Annotated in this window: 26 protein-coding genes; 16 read left to right on the forward strand and 10 right to left on the reverse strand. The window is 62.9% G+C overall.

All coding sequences use genetic code 11. The features are described from left to right. Positions 1–141: 141 nt before the first annotated feature. Both ACJ7C5_RS17670 and ACJ7C5_RS17675 read right to left on the reverse strand, forming a co-directional pair. Positions 142–939 (reverse strand): siderophore-interacting protein, encoded by a 798-nt coding sequence (locus ACJ7C5_RS17670; RefSeq protein ID WP_412704648.1) that lies wholly within the window; start codon positions 937–939, stop codon positions 142–144. A gap of 59 nt (positions 940–998) precedes the next feature. Continuing rightward, positions 999–1562: a PadR family transcriptional regulator gene (locus ACJ7C5_RS17675; RefSeq protein ID WP_412704649.1), complete on the reverse strand. Its 564-nt coding sequence runs from the start codon at positions 1560–1562 to the stop codon at positions 999–1001. A 545-nt stretch (positions 1563–2107) separates the two neighbouring features. Here ACJ7C5_RS17675 and aceE point away from each other — a divergent pair. The 4 genes from aceE (at position 2108) to ACJ7C5_RS17695 (ending at position 8294) form a co-directional block, all read left to right on the forward strand. After that, complete coding sequence (gene aceE, locus ACJ7C5_RS17680) at positions 2108–4795, forward strand: pyruvate dehydrogenase (acetyl-transferring), homodimeric type (protein ID WP_412704650.1); 2688 nt, start codon at positions 2108–2110, stop codon at positions 4793–4795. Positions 4796–4942: 147 nt separating this feature from the next. Next, a complete protein-coding gene (locus ACJ7C5_RS17685) occupies positions 4943–5551 on the forward strand; it encodes a hypothetical protein (RefSeq protein WP_412704651.1) in 609 nt (202 codons plus the stop codon). Beyond that, positions 5551–6588, forward strand: a complete 1038-nt coding sequence (locus tag ACJ7C5_RS17690) for a phosphoadenosine phosphosulfate reductase domain-containing protein (protein ID WP_412704652.1) — start codon at positions 5551–5553, stop codon at positions 6586–6588. Before ACJ7C5_RS17685 ends, ACJ7C5_RS17690 begins: the two co-directional genes overlap by 1 nt. A gap of 818 nt (positions 6589–7406) precedes the next feature. After that, positions 7407–8294: an HNH endonuclease gene (locus ACJ7C5_RS17695; RefSeq protein WP_412704653.1), complete on the forward strand. Its 888-nt coding sequence runs from the start codon at positions 7407–7409 to the stop codon at positions 8292–8294. Between the two features lie 250 nt (positions 8295–8544). Here ACJ7C5_RS17695 and ACJ7C5_RS17700 read toward each other — a convergent pair whose 3' ends face one another. The 4 genes from ACJ7C5_RS17700 to ACJ7C5_RS17715 form a co-directional block, all read right to left on the reverse strand. Next, on the reverse strand, positions 8545–8895 hold the full coding sequence (locus ACJ7C5_RS17700; protein ID WP_412704654.1) for a hypothetical protein: 351 nt from the start codon (positions 8893–8895) through the stop codon (positions 8545–8547). 100 nt (positions 8896–8995) lie between these two features. Next, positions 8996–9364: a hypothetical protein gene (locus ACJ7C5_RS17705; protein ID WP_412704655.1), complete on the reverse strand. Its 369-nt coding sequence runs from the start codon at positions 9362–9364 to the stop codon at positions 8996–8998. Between the two features lie 452 nt (positions 9365–9816). Beyond that, complete coding sequence (locus tag ACJ7C5_RS17710; RefSeq protein ID WP_412704656.1) at positions 9817–10242, reverse strand: energy transducer TonB; 426 nt, start codon at positions 10240–10242, stop codon at positions 9817–9819. A 91-nt stretch (positions 10243–10333) separates the two neighbouring features. Beyond that, entirely contained in the window at positions 10334–10543 is a 210-nt protein-coding gene (locus ACJ7C5_RS17715) for a hypothetical protein (protein ID WP_412704657.1), read from the reverse strand. A 231-nt stretch (positions 10544–10774) separates the two neighbouring features. Between ACJ7C5_RS17715 and ACJ7C5_RS17720 the strand changes: the two genes are divergently transcribed. The 8 genes from ACJ7C5_RS17720 to ACJ7C5_RS17755 all read left to right on the forward strand — a co-directional run bounded on the left by ACJ7C5_RS17720 (position 10775) and on the right by ACJ7C5_RS17755 (position 20686). Then, entirely contained in the window at positions 10775–11413 is a 639-nt protein-coding gene (locus tag ACJ7C5_RS17720) for a DUF1629 domain-containing protein (RefSeq protein WP_412704658.1), read from the forward strand. Positions 11414–11776: 363 nt separating this feature from the next. Continuing rightward, positions 11777–12409, forward strand: coding sequence for a DUF1629 domain-containing protein (locus tag ACJ7C5_RS17725; RefSeq protein ID WP_412704659.1), 633 nt, complete (start codon positions 11777–11779; stop codon positions 12407–12409). Positions 12410–12440: 31 nt separating this feature from the next. Beyond that, positions 12441–15794: an XVIPCD domain-containing protein gene (locus tag ACJ7C5_RS17730; RefSeq protein WP_412704660.1), complete on the forward strand. Its 3354-nt coding sequence runs from the start codon at positions 12441–12443 to the stop codon at positions 15792–15794. Positions 15795–15838: 44 nt separating this feature from the next. Then, positions 15839–16477: a hypothetical protein gene (locus ACJ7C5_RS17735; protein WP_412704661.1), complete on the forward strand. Its 639-nt coding sequence runs from the start codon at positions 15839–15841 to the stop codon at positions 16475–16477. A gap of 144 nt (positions 16478–16621) precedes the next feature. Further along, entirely contained in the window at positions 16622–17548 is a 927-nt protein-coding gene (locus tag ACJ7C5_RS17740; protein WP_412704662.1) for an XVIPCD domain-containing protein, read from the forward strand. 165 nt (positions 17549–17713) lie between these two features. After that, on the forward strand, positions 17714–18859 hold the full coding sequence (locus ACJ7C5_RS17745; protein ID WP_412704663.1) for a YncE family protein: 1146 nt from the start codon (positions 17714–17716) through the stop codon (positions 18857–18859). A 143-nt stretch (positions 18860–19002) separates the two neighbouring features. Further along, the gene (locus tag ACJ7C5_RS17750) at positions 19003–19578 is read left to right on the forward strand and encodes a hypothetical protein (RefSeq protein ID WP_125432484.1); all 576 of its coding nucleotides are present in this window, start codon (positions 19003–19005) and stop codon (positions 19576–19578) included. 37 nt (positions 19579–19615) lie between these two features. Next, positions 19616–20686: an XVIPCD domain-containing protein gene (locus ACJ7C5_RS17755; RefSeq protein WP_412704664.1), complete on the forward strand. Its 1071-nt coding sequence runs from the start codon at positions 19616–19618 to the stop codon at positions 20684–20686. Positions 20687–20749: 63 nt separating this feature from the next. Here ACJ7C5_RS17755 and ACJ7C5_RS17760 read toward each other — a convergent pair whose 3' ends face one another. Together ACJ7C5_RS17760 and ACJ7C5_RS17765 are read right to left on the reverse strand one after the other, a co-directional pair. Beyond that, a complete protein-coding gene (locus ACJ7C5_RS17760) occupies positions 20750–21166 on the reverse strand; it encodes an XVIPCD domain-containing protein (RefSeq protein WP_412704665.1) in 417 nt (138 codons plus the stop codon). Between the two features lie 75 nt (positions 21167–21241). After that, complete coding sequence (locus tag ACJ7C5_RS17765; RefSeq protein WP_412704666.1) at positions 21242–21721, reverse strand: nuclear transport factor 2 family protein; 480 nt, start codon at positions 21719–21721, stop codon at positions 21242–21244. Positions 21722–21943: 222 nt separating this feature from the next. On the opposite strand from ACJ7C5_RS17765, the gene ACJ7C5_RS17770 reads away from it, so the two are divergent. Together ACJ7C5_RS17770 and ACJ7C5_RS17775 are read left to right on the forward strand one after the other, a co-directional pair. Then, positions 21944–22756 (forward strand): alpha/beta fold hydrolase, encoded by an 813-nt coding sequence (locus ACJ7C5_RS17770; protein WP_412704667.1) that lies wholly within the window; start codon positions 21944–21946, stop codon positions 22754–22756. Between the two features lie 9 nt (positions 22757–22765). Continuing rightward, positions 22766–22939: a hypothetical protein gene (locus ACJ7C5_RS17775; RefSeq protein WP_097048477.1), complete on the forward strand. Its 174-nt coding sequence runs from the start codon at positions 22766–22768 to the stop codon at positions 22937–22939. A 91-nt stretch (positions 22940–23030) separates the two neighbouring features. Here ACJ7C5_RS17775 and ACJ7C5_RS17780 read toward each other — a convergent pair whose 3' ends face one another. Beyond that, the gene (locus ACJ7C5_RS17780) at positions 23031–23711 is read right to left on the reverse strand and encodes a hypothetical protein (RefSeq protein WP_412704668.1); all 681 of its coding nucleotides are present in this window, start codon (positions 23709–23711) and stop codon (positions 23031–23033) included. A gap of 133 nt (positions 23712–23844) precedes the next feature. Here ACJ7C5_RS17780 and ACJ7C5_RS17785 point away from each other — a divergent pair, with 133 nt between their 5' ends. Both ACJ7C5_RS17785 and ACJ7C5_RS17790 read left to right on the forward strand, forming a co-directional pair. Continuing rightward, positions 23845–24504 (forward strand): hypothetical protein, encoded by a 660-nt coding sequence (locus tag ACJ7C5_RS17785; RefSeq protein ID WP_088023796.1) that lies wholly within the window; start codon positions 23845–23847, stop codon positions 24502–24504. 70 nt (positions 24505–24574) lie between these two features. Next, on the forward strand, positions 24575–25543 hold the full coding sequence (locus tag ACJ7C5_RS17790) for a polysaccharide deacetylase family protein (protein WP_412704669.1): 969 nt from the start codon (positions 24575–24577) through the stop codon (positions 25541–25543). 3 nt (positions 25544–25546) lie between these two features. Here the strand turns inward: ACJ7C5_RS17790 and ACJ7C5_RS17795 are convergent, their stop codons facing one another. Continuing rightward, positions 25547–26389, reverse strand: coding sequence for a class I SAM-dependent methyltransferase (locus ACJ7C5_RS17795; RefSeq protein WP_412704670.1), 843 nt, complete (start codon positions 26387–26389; stop codon positions 25547–25549). Between the last annotated feature and the right edge of the window lie 364 nt (positions 26390–26753).

Raw genomic sequence — 26753 nt, forward strand, 5'->3', positions numbered from 1 at the left:
GGGGGCGGGCGGGCCCGCCGTGGCCGGGCGCCGCCCTTTGTGTGTGGGGGGGGCCGCCCCCCCCCCGCCACTACCTGTTGCAGGGCGTGCGGACCAACGGTCCGCACCCACCAAGCAGGGTCCGCACCTACCGTCTTTGGGTCAATCGCCGTCGGTTTCGTCCGGGTGGGCCTTCCAGTAGCCGGTCGAGCGGATCCAGTCGCGCGGTACGCCCAGATGGCCTTCGATGAACTTGCGCATCATCCGGGCGCGGCGCGATTCGGTGGCGATCCAGTAGAAGACATCGCCATCCGGCGCTTCGAAGTCGGTCAGCATGTCTTCCAGCAGCGTGCTGCTGGCCGCCGGGAAGCCGTTGCGCTCCAGCCAGTGGATACGCACGTTCTCGTACTGCGGCAGGTCCTGGCGTTCGGCCTCATCGCTCACTTCGATGAAGGCCTGCACCTCGGCGCCGTCCGGCAGCACGTCCAGCCAGCGGGCGATGGCCGGCAGCGCGGTTTCATCGCCGATCAGCACATAGGCGTCGTAGCTGTCGGCCACCACGAACGAGCCGCGCGGGCCGCCGATCACCAGCACATCGCCCGGCTGGGCCTGCTCGGCCCACGGCCCGGCGATGCCCTGGTCGTGCAGCACGAAGTCGATGGCCAGCTCGCCGGTTTCGTGGTCCCACCAGCGCGGGGTGTAGTCGCGGGCCGGCGAATGCTCCTTGCCTTCCGGGTAGCGCGGGCCCTCGGCGGTCATGGTTGGCAGCACCATCTCACCGCTGCTGTTGGGGAAGAACAGCTTGATGTGGTCGTCGGCGCCCGGCGAATCGAAGCCGGCCAGATCGTCGCCACCCAGCACCACGCGGCGCATGTGCGGGGTGACCTCTTCGGTGCGCAGCACGGTCAGTTCACGGAAGCGCACATCCAGGCGCAGGCGCGTGTTGTTGTGTTCGGTCATGGGGCTACCTGTAAAGGTGTCGCGCGGGGGCGCGCGGCGTAGGGGCGACCTGGCTGGAGTCAGTCTGGCTGGGTCGTAGAAGAAAAGGGTTGGCTCTCGCTACCGGCGGTACCGTTGAGCAGCGCGGACGCCCGCGTCAGCAGGGCCGCCACTTCTTCCGCCTCGCCCTCGGCCCAGCGGCCGTGGTGATGCACCAGCGCCCGCTTGAACTCGCGCAGGGCACCGGCCAGCGGCGGCGGCAGCGAGGCCTTGGTGATCTCGCGGGCGCGGTCGAAGGCACGCCGCTGCGCCAGGCGCACCTGGGTGCGCTGCACCTTCAGCTCGAACTCGCCGGCGGCGGTGATGCGGAAGATCCGCTTGCCGTCCACTTCCTCGGCTTCGATCCAGCCAGCCTGCTCGAAGCTGGCCAGCAGCGGGTACATGGTGCCGGCGCTGGGCGTGTAGGCCTGCATGAACTGGTTGCTGATCAGCTGCATCAGCTCGTAGCCGTGGCGCGGCTGCTCGCCGATCAGGGCCAGCACCAGCAGGCGCAGGTCGCCGCGGCTGAGCACCCGCGGCTGGCCGTTGCGGCGTGGCACTTCCGGATCGGTGGAACGGGCTCTGGGAGAAGCGGTACGGCTCATTTCGATATATCGGTAAACGAGTGTGCAAACGATATATCGATATATCGAAGACGACAATCATCGATCCGGCCACAAGCAGGTCCGTTTTGGGCCATGGCCGGCCGCGCGCACAGCAAAAGGGGCGCCCCTTGCAGGGCGCCCCGGCGATGCTGTGGAAGGGAGCGGGGCGCCCAGGCCCCTCACTCACGGTCTACCCTGGGCCCAATGCCAGCGCCGATCCAGAGGCGGCTGCGACATGTTGTCGCCGGTTCAGCGCCAGCGCCGGGGCACTCGCGGGCAGGTTCGCCACCCTGCCCTACAACCGTCATCGGCAGCGGTAACACTGCGTCCTGCGCATGGGCGCAGCGGCCCGCAAGCGACAGCCCGCGCAGCCAACAAGGCCCGCCGCAGGGCCTTCAGCGGGCCCGGCAAGCCCCTTGCGGACACTGGCCGGTTGCATCCATACGCCTGCGTAGCCAAGTGACGAAAGCCCTTGGTGCGCTACACTTTGCGGTCTAGAAATCTATACAACAGTCGCGCGCGTGCGTGCGGTTATGGGAGCGCTAATGAACTGGTTGAACGAGGTGCTGAACAACGACCCGAATCCTGTGGAAACCCAGGAGTGGATCGAGTCGTTGAAGGCCGTTATTGATGTCGAGGGCTCCGAGCGCGCGCATCAGCTGCTGGAAGGCATGGTGGAACTGACCCGTCGTTCGGGCGCCTACCTGCCGTTCTCTCCCACCACCGAGTACGTCAACACCATCGAGCCGCAGCTCGAGGCCAAGAGCCCGGGCAATGCCGAGCTGGAATGGCGCATCCGTTCGATCATCCGCTGGAACGCGATGGCCACCGTGGTGCGCGCCAACCGCAAGCCGGGTGACCTGGGCGGCCACATCGCCTCGTTCGCCTCCGGCGCCACCCTGTACGACGTGGGCTTCAACCACTTCTGGCGCGCCCCGAGCGAAAACCACCCGGGCGACCTGCTGTTCATCCAGGGCCACAGCGCCCCGGGCATCTACGCGCGTTCCTTCCTGGAAGGCCGCATCAGCGAAGAGCAGCTGGACAAGTTCCGCATGGAAGTGGACGGCGGTGGCCTGTCCTCGTACCCGCACCCGTGGCTGATGCCGGAATACTGGCAGACCCCGACCGTGTCGATGGGCCTGGGCCCACTGGCCGCCATCTACCAGGCGCAGTTCATGCGCTACCTGGAAAACCGTGGCCTGATCGAGAAGTCCGACCGCAAGGTGTGGTGCTTCATCGGCGACGGCGAGAGCGACGAGCCGGAAACCCTGGGTGCCATCGCCCTGGCCGGCCGTGAAGGCCTGGACAACCTGATCTTCGTGGTGAACTGCAACCTGCAGCGCCTGGACGGCCCGGTGCGCGGCAACGGCAAGATCATCCAGGAACTGGAAGGCGTGTTCCGTGGCGGCGGCTGGAACGTGATCAAGCTGCTGTGGGGCGGTTACTGGGATGCCCTGCTGGCCAAGGACAGCGACGGCGTCCTGAAGAAGCTGATGATGGAAACCGTCGACGGCGAATACCAGAACTGCAAGGCCTTCGGCGGCGCGTATACCCGCGAGCATTTCTTCGGCAAGTACCCGGAAACCGCTGCGATGGTGGCCGGCCTGAGCGACGACGACATCTGGCGCCTGAACCGTGGTGGCCACGACCCGCACAAGGTGTACGCCGCCTACCACCAGGCCGTGAACACCAAGGGCATGCCGACCGTCATCCTGGCCAAGACCGTGAAGGGTTACGGCATGGGCAGCGCCGGTGAGGCACTGAACCCGACCCACCAGACCAAGAAGCTGGACGACGAAGCGGTGCGCCACTTCCGCGACCGCTTCAACATTCCGGTGACCGACGCGCAGCTGGCCGACGGCCAGGTGCCGTTCTACCACCCTGGCCCGGATTCGCCGGAAGTGCAGTACCTGCAGGAACGCCGTGCTTCGCTGGGCGGTTACCTGCCGCAGCGCCGCCGCAAGGCCGACAAGACCTTCGTGGCGCCGAAGCTGGAAGCCTACGACCGCCTGCTGAAGAGCAGCGGCGAGCGCAGCTACTCCACCACCATGGCCTTCGTGCAGAGCCTGAACATCACCCTGCGCGACAAGGAACTGGGCCCGCACATCGTGCCGATCGTGGCCGACGAAGCCCGTACCTTCGGCATGGAAGGCCTGTTCCGCCAGATCGGCATCTACGCGCCGTTCGGCCAGAAGTACAAGCCGGTGGACGCCGACCAGCTGATGTTCTACCGCGAAGACCAGAGCGGCCAGGTGCTGCAGCAGGGCATCAGCGAGCCGGGTGCGATCAGCTCGTGGATGGCGGCCGGTACCAGCTACTCGGTCAGCAACGTGCCGATGCTGCCGTTCTACATCTACTACTCGATGTTCGGCTTCCAGCGCGTGGGCGACATCGCCTGGCAGGCCGCCGACATGCGTACCCGCGGCTTCCTGCTGGGTGGTACCGCCGGCCGCACCACGCTGAACGGTGAAGGCCTGCAGCACGAAGATGGCTTCAGCCATCTGGTAGCCGGTGGCATCCCGAACGTGCGCAGCTACGACCCGACCTTCGGCTTCGAAGTGACGGTGATCCTGCAGCACGGCACCAAGGCGATGATGGAAGATCAGATTGACGAGTACTACTACGTCACCCTGATGAACGAGAACTACACCCACCCGGAAATGCCGGAAGGCGCGGCCGAAGGCATCGTCAAGGGCATGTACCTGCTGACCGACGCCGGCAAGCCGAAGAAGGGCGAGCTGCGCGTGCAGCTGCTGGGCTCGGGCACCATCCTGCGCGAAGCCATTGCCGCCGCCGAGCTGCTGGACAAGGACTTCGGCGTGACCGCCGATATCTGGAGCTGCCCGAGCTTCAACGAACTGCGTCGCGATGGTTTCGACGTGGAACGTGCCAACCGCCTGCATCCGGAAGGTGAGCAGCGCAAGGCCTACGTGACCGAGCTGCTGGAAGGCCGCCAGGGCCCGGCAATTGCCGCCACCGACTACGTGCGTGCGTATGCGGACCAGATCCGCGCGTTCGTGCCGATGTCGTACACCGTGCTGGGTACCGATGGTTTCGGCCGTTCGGATACGCGTGCGAACCTGCGTCGGTTCTTCGAGGTTGACCGCTACTACATCGCGCATGCCGCGATTGCGGCGCTGGCGAAGGAAGGGAAGATGACCGCGAAGGATGTGGCCCGGGCGATCAAGCAGTACAAGATTGATCCGGAGAAGGCTAATCCTGTTGGGGTTTGATTTCGTCAAACAATTGACGTGAAAAGGGGCGGCCATTGGTCGCCCTTTTTCATGGTCACGGGTGAATTCGTTCTGCGTCGCAACGTCGCTCCTCACGAGACGGGGGCGGGATAAGCTGTACCCTATCGCAATGGATAGGGGGGCTTCATGGAATACGCGCTCTTAAAGTCGCTCAGAGCATTGGCGCCGGGACTAATGATCCTGGCTTACTTTGATTTGACGTGCACACTCACATTGGGCTACGAGTTTTCTTTTTGGAAGATGGACGCATCCAAGCTTCTCCTGTGTGGGTATATAGCAGGAGGAATTTACGGTTTGCTCGTGGGGAAATGGGCTTCCGAAGCGGCATTTGGAGGGGTCAATGAGCGGGTTAGAGATCGGCTCATTTCGGTTGTGCCAGATCTGCGTGGGAAATCATGGTCGGAGATTTCCCCTCATTTCTACGCGCTGCTCGATTCTGACAAATCTCTCGAGATAAAGAGCAAGGGGGTCTTCTTTAACGGCCTTCTTGTGACGAGTTCGTACTGTGGTATATGGATATCGCTGGCTGCATCGATCCTGGGTTCGGGGCTTGCGCTCGGCGGAAAGGGTGGGCTGGTCCTGCACGTTTCTCTAGTCGCAGTGGTGCTCTGCTATCTGTTATGGAGAAAATCAATCAAACGCCATCTTGAGCTTGTAGATGGTCAGCTCAACGTTATTGCTCGACGATTGGTTCCTCAGCTTGTAAGAAGCGTTAATGTTGGTCTGGGGGGGTAATGATCAGTAGCGCCATTTCAAGGTGTGCTAGAGAAATTCGGAGTAGCCGAGGTCGATCCTGGATAATTGGATACTCTGGGGGGAAAGACTCGACCGCTGCATTGAAAGTATTTCTTGCCGCATCCATAGAGTCTGGCTGCGAGAATGACAGTATCACCGTAATCTATTGTGATACTGGAGTTGAGAATCCAGAGCTCGATCTGTTTGCAAAGAAGACCCTGGAAGGAATGCGAAGGGAGCTTCCTGCGATATTCCCGAATTTGCGGATAGAGATTCTGAAGGCTCCATTGAAAGAAGGGTTCTTTGCTAGGGTGGTTGGTCGTGGGTATGCCCCCCCGACCAATCGATTCCGGTGGTGCACGAAAGGACTTAGGGTGCTTCCAGTTCAGCGCTTTATTAATTCATCACCCGGCGATGCTGCAGTAGTTCTTGGCCTGCGCTTTGGCGAAAGTCACCAGCGTGACAGATCGCTAGCGAAGGGTGGGAATGAGCGCGCTATATGGCAGGTTCAGCGCGAAGGTGCTCAGCGAGATCTTTTCCTCCCAGTGCTGGACTTTGATCTCGAGATGGTATGGGCTGCTGCACAGTCAATTTCTCTTCCGTCGTCGATTGATTCAATTGCTTTAGAAGAACTTTATAGGGGGGCAACCGAGGAGTGCCCAATGGTCAAGTCTCCGCTGGCTCCGCCATGTGCTTCTGGAAGGTTTGGCTGTTGGACCTGCACTGTGGTTAGGAGGGACAAGTCGACCGAAAGTATGATCAAGAATGGAAAGGCCTGGTTGCAGCCATATTTAGACTTTAGAGACTGGCTGCAAGTTTTTAGAGGGAATTTAAATTATCGTTGGCCGGTCCGGAGGAACGGAGCTGCTGGCCCTGGACCCTTTACCGTGGAGGGTCGGAAGATAATATTCAAGGAAATCCAATTGCTCGAGGAGGCGGTTGGAAGGGAGCTGCTATCGCATGATGAGATTTGCTTAATAAAGAGTTTGTGGGAGCAGGATTTAAATTCTGAAATTGACCTGGGGCTTCGTATTTAGTGGTTATAATTTCTCTGATTTCTGTTCCTGTCGCGGAAATTTCTTTGAGGTTAAAGAACGCAAAGCGCTTGTGGATTGAGAGTGCCTGATGCAGGTGGCTAGCCCCAAAATTAGAATACTTAAAGGCGTGGCTCGGCTTCGGTCCGGTGGCATGTTAATGGCTCATTTGTTGGAATTGATTTCCTCGGCATGAGGGCAGTGCCCGCATTCAAATCCGAACTGGTGGCGAACGCTTTTAGCCTATGGAGACATTAGGTGAGGTTGGACTGTCCGTGCACATTAAACCACTCAGCAACACGCGCAATCGATAGGGCAGACGCCATTTCAAACCGATTTATCACCTATTTCCCAATGTGCTCTTCGGTAGCAGCGTTCTGCCGTGTGGCTTTAGCAGTCCACATCAGCTCTGCAACTATGCGCAGTCGGGCCAGCACGCAATTCGCATCTGTCTACAGAAGGTAGCTCCCAGTCATTTGATGCCGTTCCGGCCAAGGCTGACTGTCCGCATCCGCACCACTTCCTAAGCGGTCTACCCGGTGCCCATCCACCTGGCGGCCTGGCGCTGAACGCGATAGACAACGTGTGGTTCGAGACTCTATCAACGCCAGCCACGAGGACGTGGGCGAGAGCGCGGAGGGAGCCGATTGTGAGCATCTCATCCCGTCAAGCTAAAGAAGGAAGCCGGCGCATCCGTGCCTAGTACTCTATTGGGCAAAAGCGTGCCGATTGCGACATCGAAAGGTACTATCCCGTCTCGAAGGCCAATAGGCCGCATCAATTAGATGAGACAGGGGGGGGCAGGGATGGCGTACTGGTGGGTGAACCAGAAGCAGACGTTTGATCGGGCGGTTAAGGCTGGCTACTTGTGGTCGCCGAAGACCAATGTGGAAGGGAAGCCGAATCCCTTCTATGAGCACATGACCCAGGTGCGTCCAGGTGATGTGGTCTTCGCTTTTGCCAACGCTCAAATCAAGGCTGTCGCGATCGTCAATGGCGCGCACTACGCGAGAGATCGCCCTGATGACTTCAAAAAGACGGACAACGAATGGCGCAGGGACGGCTGGGCCGTTCCGGTGGACTATCACCTGGTGGAATCGCCGTTAAAGGTGAGCGAGCACATGGCGAAGATTGGGCCGCGTCTTCCGGCGAAGTATTCGCCGCTGAAGCCAGATGGCAAAGCCAACCAGGCCTACCTCTTCCCAGTGCCCCAGGAAATGGCTACTGAGCTGTTTTCGCTGCTCAACGTTGACATTGATGACCTGAGCGCTTGGCAGGACGAGGTGCGAGTCAAGGAGATCAAGGAGGACAAGAATATTGGCGAGACAGTGAAGGCGCAGCTTATCAATGCCAGGGTGGGACAGGGGATCTACCGTAAGAACGTGAGCGACATCGAAAAGGTCTGCCGCGTTACCGGCACGAATGAGCCCAAATTTCTTATCGCTAGCCACATTAAGCCCTGGGCGAAGAGCACCAACTCTGAGCGCCTTGATGGTAGCAATGGACTGATGTTGTCGCCGCATATCGATCGGCTATTCGACCGTGGATACATTTCGTTTGAAGATGACGGCCGGCTAATTCTGAGCAAGCATTTGCCGGAGGCGGTGCGCTTGAGGTGGGATGTGGTGCAGAAGATTCCGAGCGTCCCGTTCTCGGCGGCGCAGGTCTCGTACCTGAATTATCATCGGGCCGTACTGCTGCGTAAGTAGGCAATAATCGCCGGCTGCAGGCATCTCCGAATCGGGGATGCTTTGCGGAACCCGCAAAGTTGACTTCCTAACGATGGTCGCTGTCGTTCCAAAGCTGGAATAATCAGTGGGACGGGAGGAAAAGCTAGCTCGAGTAACTCTCGATAGACGAAAATGTTGACATTCTACGAAGCAAGAATGCCGCATGCCGTCGATGGGGTTAGTGAGGATCCGAATGATCTGATTCGTAGTCATAGATTGCACTGAACGACTACTCCAGCACAATCCGGCTACTCCAATGCGACAGCAGCGGCGCAACGCACGGAACATCAATCACCCTATCCGCATACAGCACAATCACAAGCTGCTCCAACGAGTTGTCCACCAGCATCACGGGCCTGCCGTCGCAACTGACCTCGAAGTACCTCCCTCCGGCATACCGCGCGTGCAGTACCAAACCCCCGCGCACAAGCCGAACAGCCTCCTCGCGCATGACAGAAAATTCAGTGTCGGACACCTTCCGAAACGTCCGTAGCTCCAAGCCTGCCTTGGGTACGTGCCGGCTGGCGATCGTGGCAGACAGCGCCGCCAGCAGCACAGCGCAGTAGATCACAGGCTTCATTGGACGCTCTGCTGATAGGGGATGGACCAGATGGCGAACGGTCCGCCGATAGCGCGTGCGTGACCAGCAGTCACGTGACAGATGGCCAAGTCCAACTGGACTACTCCCGCACCTGCAACCGCTCAATCACCTGCGCGGTCAACGCCACACACGCCATCTTCAACCCCTCCATCACCCGATCCCCCAGATACTCCTCCGGCGCGCCGTTCTGCCGAGTCCGCTCCGCAGCCAGCATCAGCTCCGCCACCACACGCAGCCCCGCCAGCGCGCAATCCGCGTCCGCCAGCTGAAGGCAACGCCCAGGCAGTTGATGCCGCTCGGGCCAAGGCTGGCCGTCCGCAGCCGCACCGGTTCCGATGCGATGCAGCGTGGCTACGAAGGCGTTGGGATCGACGGACGATTCGCGCTCGGGCTCAGCGTTGTCCGGATCGTACTGCGCGTGCAGGGAACGGAAGTCCGATGTGTTCATGGCAATGCTCCGTACAGGACAGATAGCAGCGCCACCAATAAAGGTGGCGGACGGTGCGGGCTCGAAAACCGGTAAATGCCAGACCGGCGGGTCCGAAGACCCCCACGCACCGCCCGCCATGGAACGCGAACGGATTGCCAGCCGACGCCACACAAAAGGTGACGTCGGCTGGCAAGCGCATACAGCTGGCATAAACACGGGTTTTCGAGTCCCGCGCCACCCTTTTCCGGTGGCACGCCAAGAGATACTCGCGCAGCTGCCAAATGCCAAGAAACTGCAGAACCGGCGATCGCCAGTCCTGACGCTTTCGGCATTGTCGCACACGGTGTTAAGCCGGCAAGCGATTGCGCCGCAACGTTCTTGAAGAGCTTGGCGCTATTGGCCCCAAGCGCAGGAGCGCCCGCAGCAAGGGCGATGGCCTAGGGCCAATCGCGACAGATTGGACCAGCGATTCAGCCGGGCGACGCCTCGGCCGTGGGCGCGAAGGTCAGACGGACCCGTACCCGCGCATGCAGCGCGACGCCTTCAACCACGACCGGATCAAAGCGCCATTGGTCCACTGAGGTAAGGGCAGCACGATCAAGCTCCCGCGATCCGCTGGACCGCGCCACCATCACGTTGGAAACGTGGCCCAGCTCATCCAGTTGAGCAATCAACAGCACCGCCATGGGAGCCTGCAGGAAGGTATCGGGCGGTGTGGCAAGGGCCGTTGAATACACAACGGCAGGCGCCTGCTGCAGCTTGAAGGTGGGGTTGTCACCGCGCTCTACGAACACTTCAGTGGAAACCTGCGGGTCTGCCGCCATGGCCATGGCAGGTGCGGCGCCCAGCAGCATCAGAACGAGGTTCAGCGCCAGGGCGGTGTTCAAACGGGGCATACGTGGTTTCCATTCCGGTGCGCTACAAGCATAGCGGCCATCCCCTGGCATCGCCTGCCTTGAATGCCGGTGTGCTGGCCTGCTGCGCGGATCACACAGGCGCGCCCGGCCGTGGCCACAGGGCATCGTCACGCTCCAGGTCGTAGTCGCTGCCGAACGCCAGTGCAGCCTCGCGCGGCGGAAGGTCTGCGTAGCAGCCCAGCAGGTACTCATCCATGCCGGCGTCGCTATGGTCGATGGCGAATAGATGGAGGAGCTCCTTGTCGAAGGCTTCCAGCCACGCGGTGTCGAACGTGGTCACGGTCGTCCTCCAGAGGGGGAGCTGAGTTTGGCCGCGGTAGATCTCACAGGATGGAATAGGAGCTCGACAATCATTTGATTTCATTCTGGTCCGATTGCCGGCCCGTGCAAGTCAAGGTAGAAAAGGGCTGCGGCATGTTCGGGGGAACATTCACGGATGGCCTTCACATGATCGGGAATAGGTGGGGAACTTCGCTCCGCCGTCGGAGCGACAATGAGATGGAGGCAGTGCATGGATTCGGTTTCAATCCGCCATCCCCAAAAAGGGGAGTTCTTTCTCCTTGAGCCAGGGGCGATAAGCGGCCCTGCCTGCGGGGTCGTCTTCGAGAACCTGGATCGCCTGTTGTCTCCTCCTCGCATGATCTTGCTGCCGGAGGATGGCGGCGTCCCCTCCCTTCGCGAGCCGCCGCGCCTGGTACTTAGATTGAGCGAAGGACCGCCGCCTGGGGATCTGGAGTCGGGGTTCAGCGGCTACTGGCTGGTCTCTGAGCGGCTGCATGACGTGATGGTCTCCGTCGATCCCCACGCCTTCGCCTTTGCGGAAGCCGACTATCGTCTGGAAGACGGTAGCCGGGGTGATCGCCACTTCCTCTGCACCGTGGTTCAGGTCGTTGACGCGTTGGACGAAGGTGCGTCCAAGCTCTTCATTGACACCACCGAGGAATTCATCAACGGGAAGTTCTACGACTTGGGCGGCGGTGCGAGTGTGACGTTCGACCGGCAGAGGCTGGGGCAGGCCCACGTCTTCAGGACTCCATTCTCCGGCTCTGTGTTCTGTGACCGCGTGTTTAGGGACGCCGTGGCTGCAGCCGGTATAGAGACTGACAGCGATGCCGACGGCGTGTGGTTGACGGATGCCGCGGATATTTAGGGTGTAGCCCATGCCGGCAGAGAATTCATGAGTGGCTGGCCTTCACATAACTGACAGCCGATGCCTTCGCGAAACCCGGCTATGTCTCTACGTTGGAGTGCAAACATCTGGATGAAAGGAAAAAGCATGGAACCGTCGAAGCCGCCCCATTCTGTGCCTGGCGAGTACTTCCTCCTAGTGCCTGATGCCACGCGTCGGAGAAAAGCAGCAGTGCGCTATGCCGGCCCAGTGCGCGGTTGGCTTTCCGGAGGGGACTTCAGGCTGTGAGCACGCGGGAATGACTCGAAGAAGACGTGGAAGGCTGACACCCTCTGATAAGCTCTTCGAACGCCTATTTAGATTGATTCTGAGGTGAGACAAGCAATGACTTCGAATCTGCCAAAGAAGGGCGAGTTCTTCGAGTTGCGCCCAGATGCCCGACGGCGCGGCAAAGGGCATGGCGTCGTTTTTGAGAACGAGTCTTCCCTGAAGACGCCTCCAAATTTCCTCTTGCGTCCCGATCAGGGGGGCTTCCCGCCTCTGCGCGAGACCCCGCGCCTGGTGTATTACCCAAGCGAAGGGTGGCCACCGGAGGATCTTGAAGCTGGGATGAGCGGCTATTGGCTCGTTTCCGGGCGTCTCCGTGAGGTGATGGTGGCCGTGGACCCAGGTGCTTTTGCGTTCAGGGAGACTGACTATCGACTCGCTGATGGAGCAATGGGTGGCCCCTATTTCCTTTGCGATGTCATTAGGACCATCGATGCCTTGGATGAGGCAGCATCCCAACTGAAGATCATCGTTAGTGACGACTATGAAGAGGGGAAATACTACGATCTGACGGGCGACGTCCGCTTGGCGTTCAGGAGGGAGGTAATCGGCGATGCTCACGTGTTCCGGCTCCCCTACTACGAAGGCGTCTTCTGCGACCGCACTTTCAAGGAGGCGGTCGAAGCCGCGGGATTGATCGCCAGCGGTACGTCCAACGGTCTGTGGTTCTACGACGCGGTGAACTGCTGAGACTCGGCGATGCTTGAGTCAAGGAGGATTTGTGGCCGGACATTCCACTCATTTGCAGGACCATCACGCGATTGAGCAGCAGACGCTGAGGCACAGCCCGTTGCTCGCAAAGCTGCAGGAGGCGGGACGGTTCAATATTCACTCCCAGGAAAACCGGCTGTTCCTCCCCGCAAACCCTGCCTATGCAGATGCGATGGGCATTACGCCGCACAGTGGCGGACCGTTGGGTGAATACCAGAACGGAATGATTCGGCGCTTGAACGAGATTCAGAGAACGCGAGACGGTAAGGCCGCGCTGCTGAATGACTCTGACGCCCTCGATAGAGTGATGGCGCGTGTAGAAGCATTGCGAGACACGGTCAAGGTCGGGTTGATCAACGGCGATCTCAACACGAATACTCCGCTGGGAAGCACGCCTGCGATCACGAACAAACGGATCCGGGATTTTTTTGACGGAGTTCCTGAGTACCACCAAACGCATATCGCTCAGATCCAAGCCTTGAAAGGTTTCACCGGGGTCGACCTTGGCTGGGTGGCTGTCACTCATTCCGAAAGTGGTATCGTGACTACGCTCAATAGAATCGAGTATGACGCCAAGCCACTGACTCGCGGTGGAAACATTGAGTTGCAGCGAAGCGGCCTGTCGCTTGCCATTTCCAATGCCCACCACGGTGGCCGAGTTGTTCTGACAGAGCCGGGTATCCAGACGGTCGAGCGCGTGCTCGGCGAGGAAGCCGGGCATCGCATTCGCAGCCCGCGCTCGCAGCAAGGCGGTGCGACATTGGACCTCCTCCTCGGCGAAGCCTCCACCAGCCAACTGATCCGCTCCGGCGGCCTGCTCGCCTCCGGCGCCGACGCCGTCATCACTGCTCGCCGCACCTCGCAGTTGCTGGAAGAGGGCAACGGCACCGCCGCCCAGTCCGAGCTTACTCATGCCTTGGCACGCAACGGCGGTGGCTGGATCGGTGGCATGGCCACCGCATCGGTGATTGGCACCTCCAGCTTCGTCCCTGCGGCCATCGTCGCGGGCGATGCGCTGCTGATGAGCAAGGCGTTCGACAGGGGCGCCGATCTGCTCGACAACCGCGCCGTCTACCGGCAGACCGACAAGTCCGATGTCACATGGCAGTTCAATGGCCTGAACTGGCAGCGCCAAGCGGTCATGGACAGCGCGGGCGACGGCCTGGGCAATCCGGCTGAGCGCAGTGTGGGCGCCAGTTACGAGAAGGCCCGCGAGCTGGGCGCATACGCCCATGTAAAAGCGGTAGAGCTGGCGCTGGGCAAGGCACCGCCGCCGCAGGATCCTTTCAGCATCCCGGCGAAGGACGGCGAGGGCCGTCTGGACAATCCCAACTGGCACCGCGATGCGCAGACCGAACAGTGGACGCGGCAGGTCAAGGTTGGCGTGTCCGGCGCCAACGACAGGGGTGTGTACGAGACGCAGGCCGCCAGCCCTGAGCGCGCCAACGAGTTGAATCGCGAGGCGGTGCAGCGCATCGAGAACAACATCGCCAAGGGCAAGGCCGCAATTGCCGCCAGCTACCTGGAGACCTACGCCGCAACCCGCGCCAGCAACTTCGTGCCGCTGGTGCCGGAAGCGGTGGAGCAGGCGCGTGCCAGGCCCGACGCCATCCGGGGCTCGGACAACCAGCTCTACCAGCGCGATGAAGCAGGACAATGGAGCCATGCTGGCCAGATCGCGCCGGGGAACATGGCGCTGGAGTTGGAGCTGACCCGAGCCATCCAGCAGCCGTCGCTCGATCAGTTCAACCAGACCATTGCCGCATTGGACGCGCGACCGTTGCCGTCTGCGGCGGAAGTGAACCAGAACGAGCTGCGCCATAGCTACTACGCTGCGGGCGTCGCGCTGTCACCAGCGTGGGAGCAGGCCATTGCGCTGGCCACGGAGCGCACGCGCGAGCAGCACGGCATTTCGGGTCCTACGCTGCAGGAATTGGGGCCTGTAGCCGAGGGCAACGCGGGCGCCTCCAGGCCCATCAACCATTACCAGGTGGGTCAGGATGGCGTGGCGCGCGCCGTCGCGACCACCAGCACGCAGGAGCTGCAGGCCGCATGGAATGAGGTGCGGGCGCGTGCCAATGAGCAAGCGCCGCTGCCGGACTCGCCCGAGTTGCGCATTGCCGCGCTGTCGGCGGGTGAGCAGGAGGCGTACCGGCAGGCACTGCAGGAGGCAAATCGGCTAGGTGCTGCGCAGGTGGATGCAGGACAGGTTGCACGAGTGGCCGCGCAGGTGGCGCACGGTGACAAGCCATCTGAGCAGGACGGGAGCGTGGAAGTGCGGCCGGAAGAGCCGGCCACTGCGCAGCCCATCTCGCCTGCGACGGTTGCGGCAGCGTCGCCAGCGATAACGGTCCCGCAACCGCCTTCGCCCGCCCCACAGGATAGGCCCGAGTCTCAGCGGCACGCCGAGCCGCGCGATCCGCCGCGGCGTGAGGCGGAGCCTCAACCTCAGCCCCATCCAAACAGCGAGGCGCCCACCGAAAACCGTACCGCCTCACAGACGCCGGAGCCCACCGGGCCTATGCAGGCGCACCCGGCCGTGCCTGAGCGCGCGATGCCACACGCTGCCGCGCCTCTGGACGCGGCAACGCAGGCGATGCCCACGCAGCGCACAGAGCAGGCATCGGAGCCGGAGCCGGAGCGGATGGCCCCGGTGCCTGCGGTTGCTCCCACTCCAAAGCAGGACATGGCAGTTCAAGAGGTGGAACCGGTGCCCTTCAAGGAGCCGCTGCCTGCTGAGCCTGCGCGCGATCCATGGCCTTTGGAGCAGGAAGTGGCACAGCACGTGCCAGAGCCCGAACCGGCTCCATTGGATGACCTCCAGCCCGTCACTGCGGCTGTCACTGTTCCTGCCGAGCCCAAGACAGCGCCAGGCCCTGAACCGGCCGCGCCCGCACCGGATGAGGCATCGGCTCCGAATCGGGCGCTGCAGGACCCCACGCAGCCCGGTCACCCCGATCATGCGCTGTATCAGCAGATCCGCGAGGGCGTGGAAGCGCTGGACGCCAAGCACGGCCGCAGCTTCGATGAAGTCAGCAAATGCATGACGGCCAGCCTTCTGGTGCTGGCCAAGGACAACGACCTGGAACGGGTGGACCATGTGCTGGTGAGCAACGCTACGCGCGAACACCCGGCCGGGCACACGCTGTTCGTGGTGCAGGGTGAGCCAAGCAATCCGGCCCATCAGCGTGCTGCGATGCCGACGGAGCTGGCGGCGCAGACATCAGTTGAAGAGTCACTGCAACAGTTCGACTCTGTCAGCCGTGAAGCGCATCAGCGTGCGCTTGCCAATCAGATGGACCAGCAGCTGGAAGATCAGCGGGTGCAGCACGACATCCAGATTCGTGCGGCCAGCGGGGGATGATCAACGTGTGAGCTGCACTGGGCGACCTGCGAAAAGGACCGAAGATGAAGCCACAAGGAAAGCGCCGGATCTGCATGCTCGCTGGACTGCTCGTTCTTCTGGCTACGGGGTGCCGACCCGAGGCGGCTCGCGACGCAGGCTCGGTCGCAGAGGCCCTTCGTCCGGATCTGGTGCCGCTTGTGCGCGCCATGCCCACCTCGCCAATGGATGAACCATTGGCGGTGGAATTCGATGTGGATGTTCCCAGCAAGAATTCCTCTCCGACGCTCATGATCGGCATTCGGGTCAATCGTACGGACGACATCGCGGCATTGGAGGCTCTGGTCGATGTTCAGGCATCCGGGTTCCAGGCCAACGTCTCCATGCAGCGCCTGGAATTGGGTGGATGGACGGACGTGCCGTTGCACCGGCTGGAATCCATCATCGGGGAACCTACCCGGACGATTCCCATCCCCGCCGATGGTCGAGTAACCAGCGCGTGGCTGGACGATGCTGATGTACTGGCGCTGCAGAATGCTGGGCTGGAACGAGCCGGTGATACCCACGCACAGCTGGCCTTCGCATGGGCACGCAATCCCTCGCCGGGCCGATACCGGGTTGAAGTGCAACTGCATTCGCCTCTGACGCAGCTTGATCCGTATTACCCCGAACTGCTGATTGCCTACCTGCGCAGGCCCAAGTAGCGAAGCAGTCAGCTTCTTGGATTGCTGGCTGGTTCACACATTCAGCATGCCAGTCGTGGCCCCAACTTTGTCCTCCACCTACCGCCCATCCCACCTATGCCATCATCCGGCCAGGACCGCAGCACCCATCAAGGCTGAACAGGCATGGAGCAGGCAACACGCTACACGGCAACGCTGTACCTGGCCGCCCCCGGCACCCCACTGAAGAGCGGGGGCATCTCGCCGCGCGGCCACATGTACCTGCAGGTGGCAGCAGGCGACGAGGCCCACAGCTACGGCTTCGCACCACCGCGCCAGGCGCCGGGCGAGGCCCGCACCGGCGTGCAGTACGCGCAGGTGCGCCACGATGATGCCGACGAACATCTGGACCCGTACTACAGCCGCACCCTGGAAATCACCGAGGAGCATTACGGCTGCCTGCGTGATTTCGCCGAGGAACCGGGCGAGTTCGAATTCGATGTGGATCGCCCGGCCACCATCAACCGCTGCAGCGATTTCGTCTGGGCGGCGCTGCATTACGCCGGCCTGCATCCGCTGCCGGCGCCGCTGGACGGCGGCAGCAACCTGGGCGAGTTCGCGGTGCTGTTCAATCTGCCGGAAATCCAGTGCATTGCTGCGCCGTTCCCAGGCAGCGATCTGAATGCCGAAACCCACCACGCGATGCCCGAGCGCGAGGCCGAACATCATCGCCAGGGCGACCGCGCCAGCGATGAGCCGCCACCGACGCCGATTGAGGTGGCCGGCACGCTGCTGGACCCCTCGCATCCAGACCATCGCCTGTTCTCGCAGCTGATCCAGAAAGTGGCCGAGCTGGACGCCGCGCATGGGCGCCCGTTCGATGCGGCCAGTCAGCGCATCAGTGCCAGCCTGCTGGTGCTGGCCAAGCAGAACAATCTTTCGCGGGTGGACCACGTGCTGCTCAGCCAGCCGACCAAAAGCAGCCATGCCGCCGAGAGCATCTTCATCGTGCAGGGCGATCGCAACGACCCGGGGCACCGCCGCGCCAGCATCGCCACCGAGGTGGCGGCCAAGACCGATGTGGCCGATTCGCTCCGCTTGAAGGAGCAGTAATCCGCGCGCTTGCCATACGCGCGCCGGCGCACGCCACGCCCCCCACCTGCTACCATTCCCCCGCTACCCAGCCAGCCCACCCCGCGCAGACAGATGCAGGTCGGGCCGTCGTAGAACGGCCCAGCGAGCCAGGACACCCTCCCGTGCCCATTCAAGGACGCTCGCATGTTCCGTAATCCTCTCTTCCGCTCGGCCGCCCTGGCCGTTGCCGTTTCGCTCAGCCTCGGCGCGCCCTCCGCATTCGCCGACAACGCACCTGCTGCCAGCGCCACCACCGCGGTGCAGCGCCAGGCTGTGGCCAAGGGCCTGTACGAGCTGGCCTACAGCCCGAAGCAGAACGCCGTGTTCGTAGCCTCGTCCGGTGGTTTCGGCGATGACGCCGGTCCGGCCCAGGTGCTGCGCCTGAATCCGACCACGCTGGCCGTGGAAACCCGCATCCCGCTGGAGCGCAAGGCGTTCGGCGTGGTGCTGGATGACGCCCACAACCGCCTGTACGTGGGCAACACCGTGGACCTGTCGGTGACGGTGGTCGACACCGCGCAGAACAAGGCCGTCGGCACCATCCAGCTGATGGAGAAGAAGACCGGCAAGGACGGCAAGGCTGCTTACACCCATGACCTGCGCGAGCTGGTGGTCGACAGCGCGGCCAACCGCCTGTACGTGACCGGCCACAGCAGCCAGCCGGACGTGAGCAGCGTGCTGTTCGTGATCGATACCACCACGCTGAAGGTGATCAACACCATCGACGGCCTGGGCAATGCCAAGGCGCCGGGCCTGGCGCTGGATACGGCCAACAAGCGCGTCTACATCAGCAACCTGCTGGCCGATCTGGTGGTGGTGGGCACCGATTCGAACAAGGTGGTGGCACAGCACAAGATCGCCGCCGAGCAGCCGATGAACATCGCGCTGGACCCGGCCGGCAAGCGCCTGTTCGTGACCGACCAGGGCTCGGAATTCCTGCGTGGCTACCAGGCCAAGAGCAGCGGCCTGGTCAGCAAGCATCCGGGCCAGCGCGTGCTGGTGCTCGACCGCAGCACCGGCAAGGAGCTGGCCAGCATCCCGACCGATGCCGGCCCGCTGGGCATCCTGCTGGATGCACCGCGCAAGCGCCTGTACGTGACCAACCGCGAAGCCGGCACGGTGACGGCCTACAACAGTGACAGCTACCAGAAGGTGGCCACCTACACGGTGCCGACCCACCCGAACAGCCTGGCGCTGGATGCGAAGAACAACGTGCTGTTCGTGAGCATCAAGAACGGCGAGAAGGATGACAAGGGCGCCGACGAGAGCGTGGCGCGGATTCAGCTGTGATGCGATGACGCCGGGCCACGCCCGGCGGCTTGCTGCGTGAAGAAGGCAGGGTATGGACCCTGCCTTTTTCTTTGCCCGGTTGCAGTGCCGGAGGCCGCCCGCTAGGGTTGAAGTCCATGGCAGGGAGCCAAAGGATCTGAATCATGTTGGGTATGCACCGCTGGCTGCACGCCGTCCTGTTTCTCACGCTGGCGGGCGCACTTGGTGCCTGTTCCGGGGGTGATCCCATCCCACCCGAGCCACTGGACCTGGCGCAGCCGATCGCTGTGGATCAGACGGGCCAAGTGGTGAATTTCGAGTTCGAGATGAACGCTCGAAACTACATTCCACATCGCACCTATGCAGTGGAGTTGGAGTTGCAGCGCCAGGAGACCCAAAGGCCCGACGGGCCTGACGTGGGTACATTGAGGGTCCCGTTCGAGGTGAGCCTGCAACAATGGGGCGCTGACGTCTGGAAGGATGTTCCCACCTACGACAGCTACCAAGCCGGGGTGATCAATGCGGGTGAGCCGCTTCCAGAATGGCACGCATCCAGCGAATGGCGGTATACGTCACCGCACATGGGGAGCGATGGCCAGTACACCCTGAGCCTGGTTGCTCTGCCAGTGGAGCCTGATACCCGCTACCGCTTGCGGGTTCGTACTGTAGAGGCGACGCCGGAGTTGCAGCACTACTCGGCTCAGTTGCGGGTACATGCAGCCCGACCGCCAGGCAAGTAGTCAACCTCGCTACGGGAAGGAACGAAGGAATCAACTTATGGACAAGCCACGCTACACCGTAGAGATCGTTATCGCTGCACCTGGTACACCGCTGATTGACCCCAGGACGCACAAGCAAGCGGTCGACGCTGAGGGCGTTCCGCAGACGTCCTCCCCCGGCCATATGTTCTACGTCCTGCACGCACCAGGCGAGCCTGCGAGGAGCTATGGATTTGCTCCCAAGGAGCACGGTAGCGTGAACGGTCCCGGCACCATCATGGAGGATGACGCATCGGTCTATAAAGACCCGCGCTATACGCGCACCCTCGAGATCAGCGAAGAGCAGTACAGGAAGCTCCAGCAGTTCGGCTCGAACCCGGAGAAATTCGGCTTCAGCAAGCACTATCAGGATGTGCGCCACAACTGCGTTGACTTCACCTGGGAAGCCTTGAACCACGCGGGCATCGAGCGGAAAAGAAGCATCGACGTGAACGCGCTGGGAGGTGGCATTGGCCAATTGCTTCCCGATGTCCGTATTCCCTTGGAGAGCAAGGGCGCAGGCAAGGATGGATTCCGACCGCTGCGCAACATCCATGGTGTGGACAGCATTGATCCGCCGTTTCCGGACAGCGAGCTCAATCAGAAGAAAACCAATCCCTTGCCCGCGCGCAGCTTCCAGCAACGCATCCTGAGCGACGCTGAGGGCATGGGCGAACGAAGCGGTGATCATCTGGCCCGCCACAGCAATGATCCGCTCCTATCGCAGATCCACCAGGGCGTGGCCCTGCTCGATGCAGAGCGGGGCCGCGCCTTCGATGCCACCAGCGAGAACATCAGCGCCAGCCTGTACGCCCTGGCCAAGGCGAACGGCCTGACCCAGGTCGACCACGTGCTGTTGAGCGATCGCACGGCGCAGGCCGATGTGGCGCAGAACATCTTCATCGTGCAGGGCGAGCGCGACGACCCGGCACAGCTGCGCGCCAGCATGCCAACTGCGGTGGCCGCGCAGACACCGGCGGAAACCTCGTTCGAGCGTGCCGAACAGCTGTCGCAGTCTGCGCAGTCGCGCACGCAGGATGAGCTGCAGCAGCGCCAAGTGCAGGAGCAGTCCGGGCCGCGCATGGCCTAGGGCGGCAAGCGCCACGGCGAGCCGGCATTCTCGCGCTGGGCCGCCAGCAACGCTGGAGTCGGTTCAACCCAGGCGGTGTGCCGGGTTCTGCTGCTGTTCCTGCTCACGGGCCTGCTGTTCGGGCAGCTGCCCCATGGCGGGCTGCTCCGGGGCCACCCCCAGCTTCTGCATCGACTGCTCCACCGGCGTCTGCGCCGCCACGGCGGTCGGCATCATCGCGCGCAGGTGCGCGGGGTTGGCCGGGTCGCCCTGCACCACGAAGATGTTGTGCCCAGCCGGATGATTGCCCGTGGCATTGCTGACCAGCACATGGTCGACCTGCTGCAGGCCCTGCTCGCGGGCGAGCACGGTCAGGCTGGCAGTCAGTCGCTCACTGGTCTGGTCGAACGGACGGCCATGCTGGGCGTCCAGTGTGGCCACGCCCTGGCGGATCTGCTGGTTGAGGCCGTAGTCGGGGTGGTTGTTGGTGATCTCAGCCATGGCGATCGAACGGTAGCGGTGGGTCGTAGTGGGCCCGGTCAGTATAGATCCGGCCCGTGAAGCGCGCCCGAGGTGTCAGTCCGCCGGCCGATGGTCGTAGCTGATCACCCGCTCGGCCAACCAGCGCCCGTCCACGCGACGCCAGATCTGGATGAAGCGGGCCTGGCCCACCCAGCGCTCCACGCCGTCCTTGCCACGTTCATGGAAGCGGTGGTCGCCGATCTCCAGCGCCCGCTCGTCATGCAGAGGGAACACCTGCAGCGAAGGTTCCACCAGCTCACGGCGCAGGCTCCAGCCGCCCTTGCGCGCATTGCTGCACATGCTGGCCACGCTGCGGCGGAAGTCCTCGCGGTTGCTGGCCGACTTGCCGTCCTTGTCATGGAAGAACTCCATGTCTCCGGTGGTCATCGCGGCGGCCTTGTCGGCATCGCAGGCCTCGAAGGCCACAGCAAAGAGCTGGGTGTCGGCCTGGCGGATCTGTTGGCGCAGGTCATCGGCGGGCGACGGTGCGGCAGCGAGACCGGCGGCGAGCAGGGGCAGGGTGAGCAGCAGCATGGCGAAACTCCCGGGGATGGTTCACGCAGGCTCGCATGGCGTTTGGGCCGCTGCAGCCGGCTTCCGATGAAACGGCCCTTCTTCGGAGTGAATGCCCGCATTGGCGGCCCGGCCCCGGCGGCGTCGCCTGTGCAGGCGATGTCATGGCGACCGGCGATTCCATCACGGTCGCGATAGGGGCCCGCCAATAGCCTGAAAGCCTCCCCTTCCACAGGAGCTCCCATGACTGCTTCCCGCATCCGCCTGCACGTTGAAGACACCGGTGGCGATGGCCGCCCGGTGATCCTGATCCACGGCTGGCCGTTGTCCGCCGATGCCTGGAAGACGCAGGTGTCGATCCTTCGCGATGCGCAGCATCGGGTGATCAGTTACGACCGGCGCGGCTTTGGCCGTTCCGACAAGCCGGCCGAGGGCTACGACTACGACACGCTGGCGGCGGACCTGGCCGGGTTGATCGAGGAGCGTGACCTGCGTGACGTCACCCTGGTCGGCTTCTCGATGGGCGGCGGTGAGGTGGCGCGCTATGTGGCCAATCACGGTCAGGAGCGCTTGCACAGCGTGGTGTTTGCTGCTGCGGTGCCGCCGTATCTGCTGCGCAGTGACGACAATCCGGAAGGGCCGCTCACCCAGGAAAAGGCCGATGAAATGCGCAGCGGTCTGGAGAAGGATCGCGAGGCGTTCTTCGATGGCTTCACCCGCGATTTCTTCAGCGCCAATGGCCAGTTGATGGTGACCGAAGAGACGCGTCAGGCGGCGATCGCGCTGTGCCATCAATCCGACCAGAACGCAGCGCTGGGGTGCATGAAGGCGTTTGCTACCACCGACTTCCGCGAAGACCTGAAGAAGATCACGGTGCCAACCTTGATCCTGCATGGTGACAGCGATGCCATCGTGCCGTTTGAAGGTTCTGGCGAGCGCACGCACCGAGCCATTCCGGGCAGCGAAGTGGTGATTCTTGAAGGTGCGCCGCATGGGTGCAACACCAGCCATGCGGATCACTTCAATCTGGCACTGCTGAACTTCCTGAAACGGTAAGCTGCCGCGATGCGCGAACCTAAGACACCGCCGTGGAAGAAGCCCAACCCCAAGGGCCAGACCTCACAGCCGCTGTCACCCGCCCAGAAGGAGGCGGCGCGGCAGCGTGCGGAAGAGAACGGGCGGCGTTATCCGAATCTCGTGGACAACATGTGGGCGGCGAAGCTGCCGCGCGGATCGTGATCTGTAGAGTCGAGCCATGCTCGACTCGGCTCTGCATCCATCCACGCATGGCGTGGATCTACTGCAAAAGCAGCCGAGCATGGGCTCGGCTCTACAGGTCGGTCAGCGGCTTCCAGCCGGGTTCCAGCCAGGGTGAGATCTCGCGCTGGCGAATGGTGATTGACTCCCTCGGCATTCCCGCCAGGCGCGCAAGCTCCGCACGCAGCCGTTCGGCGTCCACCGGCATCGCCGTAGCCACCTGCAGGCGATCGCCCTGATGCCTCACCTGTACCGGTAGCGTGGCGCGCGCATCATGCTCGCCGCCGGTACGTCCGATCGGGTAGCGCATGGTTACCGGCCGTGACAGCTGCACCAGTGCTGGCTGCCACGCCTGTAGCACGAGGGGCTGCCCGGCGGCGGGAACACGTACTTCAGCAATCGTGGCCGGGTAGCCGGTGAGGCTCTCGACCATGACCTGGAAGCGCGCGCCGTCCGGCATGACCAGCACGGCGGCGATCAATGCGGAGAGTGAAACGAACACCGCCGCGAGGTTCCAGCTGCGCGGCGCGGTGGCCGGGCGCGTTGCGGTGCGCAGGCCCGGTCTGCGCCGCAGCTTGCGCGCGTAGAGGCGCCGGTCCTTCCTGCGCGGGCTGCTGCTGTGCTCGGGCAGGTTCAAAGGGACGCGTGGAAGGCGCGCCACGCGGGCCTTGATCAGGCGCGAAAGCAGCATCCACGTGATCACGAACGCCAGCAGCGGAAGCAGCGTTCGCACCCACAGATACAGCGTGACCATCCTCAATACCTCTACATACGACCATCCATGCTCATTCACATCCTACCGGGACCGCGCGGCGGTTGTCGTATCCGCCAGCCGACAAGCACAGGGGGCTTGGTTAGGATGGTCCTTTGTTGTCACGGATGAACCGATGGTCTCTGCTGCTACCCGCTTCTGTCGTATCTGTGGTCCCGGCCCGATCCTGCTGGCACTGCAGGTGGTGGCACTGCTGGCGGTCGCCCTTGCAGTCGGCTTCTTCCACTACCGCGTGGGACTGCTGCTGGAGCCGGTGGATGATGCATGCGGTGGGCCCGATCCTGTCGCGCGCATGCAGGTGGCCGAACAACTGCTGGCGCGGTCCACTGCGCTTGCACCGTGGCAACCGTTGCAGTGGATTCCGATGGCGGGTGTGGTACTGGCGCTGCTGGGCGCGATGTCGATCAGCGTCTACCGCCTGGGCCGCTTGTCGGAACGCCTGCGACGCGCCAACTGGGGGTTGATGGCGCTGCACGCTGCGATCCTGGCACTGGCCGTCAGGGCATTGCACCTGTACGACATGGCATGGATCAGCGTAGCCAAACTGTCCCCAGCGGCGTGCCTAGTGGAACTGGGCGAGCAGGGCCGGCTGCCGCTGGCACAGGCGCAACAGGTGGTGTTCGGCATCCTCACCCGCGAGCACGCACCGCTGCTGCGCAATCCCGATGATCTTGCCCTGGTGCTGGTCGCGTTGATGCTGATGGCGATGGCTGCGGGATTCATGCTGTGGCGAGCGATCGTGCGCGAGCGTCAGGTGCCGTCGCCCAGCCCATAGCGGGTGTGTGACCAACAACGCGCCCGCAATCGCGCTAAAGTCAGCACTTCGCTACTGCAAGGAAGTGCTGATGCGTTGGTTGCTGCGGACTGTGCCGTTGCTGCTGTGCTCGTTGGCGGTACACGCCGCCGAGGTGGACCGCCGGATCGCGGTGACCATCGACGACCTGCCCTGGGCGCGGGTGGACGAAATCATTCCGCCGGACCTGCAGTCGCGGCATGAAGCGCTGATGGCACAGCTGCACCAGGCGGGCGTGCCGGTGGTCGGCTTCGTCAACGAGAACAAGCTCGAGATCGACGGGCAGGTGCAGCCGGCGCGGGTGCAGATGCTGCGCGACTGGCTGGACGCCGGCTATGTGCTGGGCAACCACACGTATTCGCACATGGATCTGAACGCCAAGGGTGTGCCTGCGTTCCAGCAGGATTTCCTGCGTGGTGAAACGGTGCTGCGGCCCTTGCTGGCCGAGCGCGGACTGAAGCCGCAATGGATGCGTCACCCCTATCTGCGTGCCGGGCGCACGCCGGAAGAACGCGCGGAGATGGATGTGTTCTTCAAGGCGCACGGCTACCGCGTGGCGCCGGTGACGGTCGACAATGGTGAGTGGGTATGGGCCTTCGCCTATGCCAATGTGATGAACGAACAGCCCGACTCACCCGAGCGCGAGGCGACGCTGGCGCAGCTGCGCAAGGGCTATGTGCCTTACATGCTGAACAAGCTGGACTACTACGAGAAGCAGTCGCAGGCGCTGCTGGGCTACGCGCTGCCGCAGGTCTGGCTGATGCATGCCAACGAACTCAATGCAGCCACCTTCGCCGAACTGGTGGCGGCGACCAAGCGGCGCGGCTATCGCTTCATTTCACTGGATGAGGCGATGCGCGATCCTGCTTACGCGCGCGGCGCCGAGGGCTACAGCGGTCGCTATGGCCCGAGCTGGCTGCACCGCTGGGCAATGGCCGAGAAGAAGCCGAAAGGCTTCTACGCCGGTGAACCGGAAGTGCCGAAGTGGGTGATGAAGCTAGCGAAGGTGGATTCGGAGTGAGGCTCAGCGCTTGACGGCCAGCACACCGTCCAGCGCCAGTTCGGCCTTGAAGCCGGCCTTTTCCAGACGTTTGGCCACTTCACGTGGCACGTCGCGGCCGCTGGTCAGCTTGTTCGGCACGCCGGTGTAGTGGAACAAGCGCCCGCCCTTGCGGATGACGCGGGCGAGGTGGTCGTAGAACACCTGCGAGTACAGTTCGCCGGCGATGCCGAAGCGCGGCGGGTCGTGCAGGATTGCGTCGACGCTGTTGCTGGCCACCTGTTCAATCTGCTGTGAGACATCGCCGTGGCTGAACTGCAGGCGTCCACCGGCCGCGGCCGAGTCCGGATCCGGCGACCACGGGTTGAGCGTGCGCAGCCACATCACGTCGGCGTTCTTTTCGAACGAGCGGATCTGGCCGACGCCGGCCTCCAGCGCGCAGGCGGCGAAGTAGCCCAGGCCACCGCAGGTATCGAGGATGATCTTGCCGGCCGGGGCGACCAGCTCGACCTTGCGGCGCGCGTCCTCGAAGGGCGACAGCTTGGAGGTCGGCAGCATCTTGATGCCGTCGATCTCGAAGGTCGGTGCCCCCCATTCGGTGGGCACCAGCTTGATCAGCGAGCCGCTGTAGCGCGAGATCGGTGCGAAGTCCTCGCCGTCCCAGTAGTACAGCGTGCGGTCCTTCAGCTTGCCCGGCCACGGGTAGCGCTGGCCACGGAAGTGGAAGCCGTCGGCATCCAGCGCCACGCTGTCCTGGCCGCGGCCAAGGTCGAGCGAGCCCTGCCAGTCGGCATCGCCCTTGTCATGGGCACGGCGCAGGGTGTCAGCGCTGTCGCGGGTCAGCAGGGGGCCGTTGTAGTGGGGCACGGCGGGTACCGGGGCGGTTCGGGGGAGGGCATGGTACCGCAGCTGTTGCCGGGGCCACGCGAGGCTGCTGCAGTAGATCCACGCCATGCGTGGATGCAGACGGAAGGCGCCGAGCGTGGGCTCGGCTCTTATCTCTTCCGACTCTGGCACCTTAGGTGCCGAGAGCCCGGCGCGGACGACCGTTCGGCTCTAGGTCTTTTCGATCGCTCTGTAGCAAGGATCTCCGCGCCGGTTTCTCCCTGATCCGCCCGAACAGTTGATCGAGTTGGCGCTCGCACTGATAAGACTGGGCAAGCGGGGGGAGCTCTCGGCCCTGTCAGCCTAGCGGAGTTACCTCATGTTTGGGATCGGGATCGATGTCAGT

Origin of the sequence: Nocardiopsis yanglingensis, from assembly GCF_045809185.1 — a bacterium.
In the GTDB taxonomy this organism is placed as follows: domain Bacteria; phylum Pseudomonadota; class Gammaproteobacteria; order Xanthomonadales; family Xanthomonadaceae; genus Stenotrophomonas; species Stenotrophomonas yanglingensis.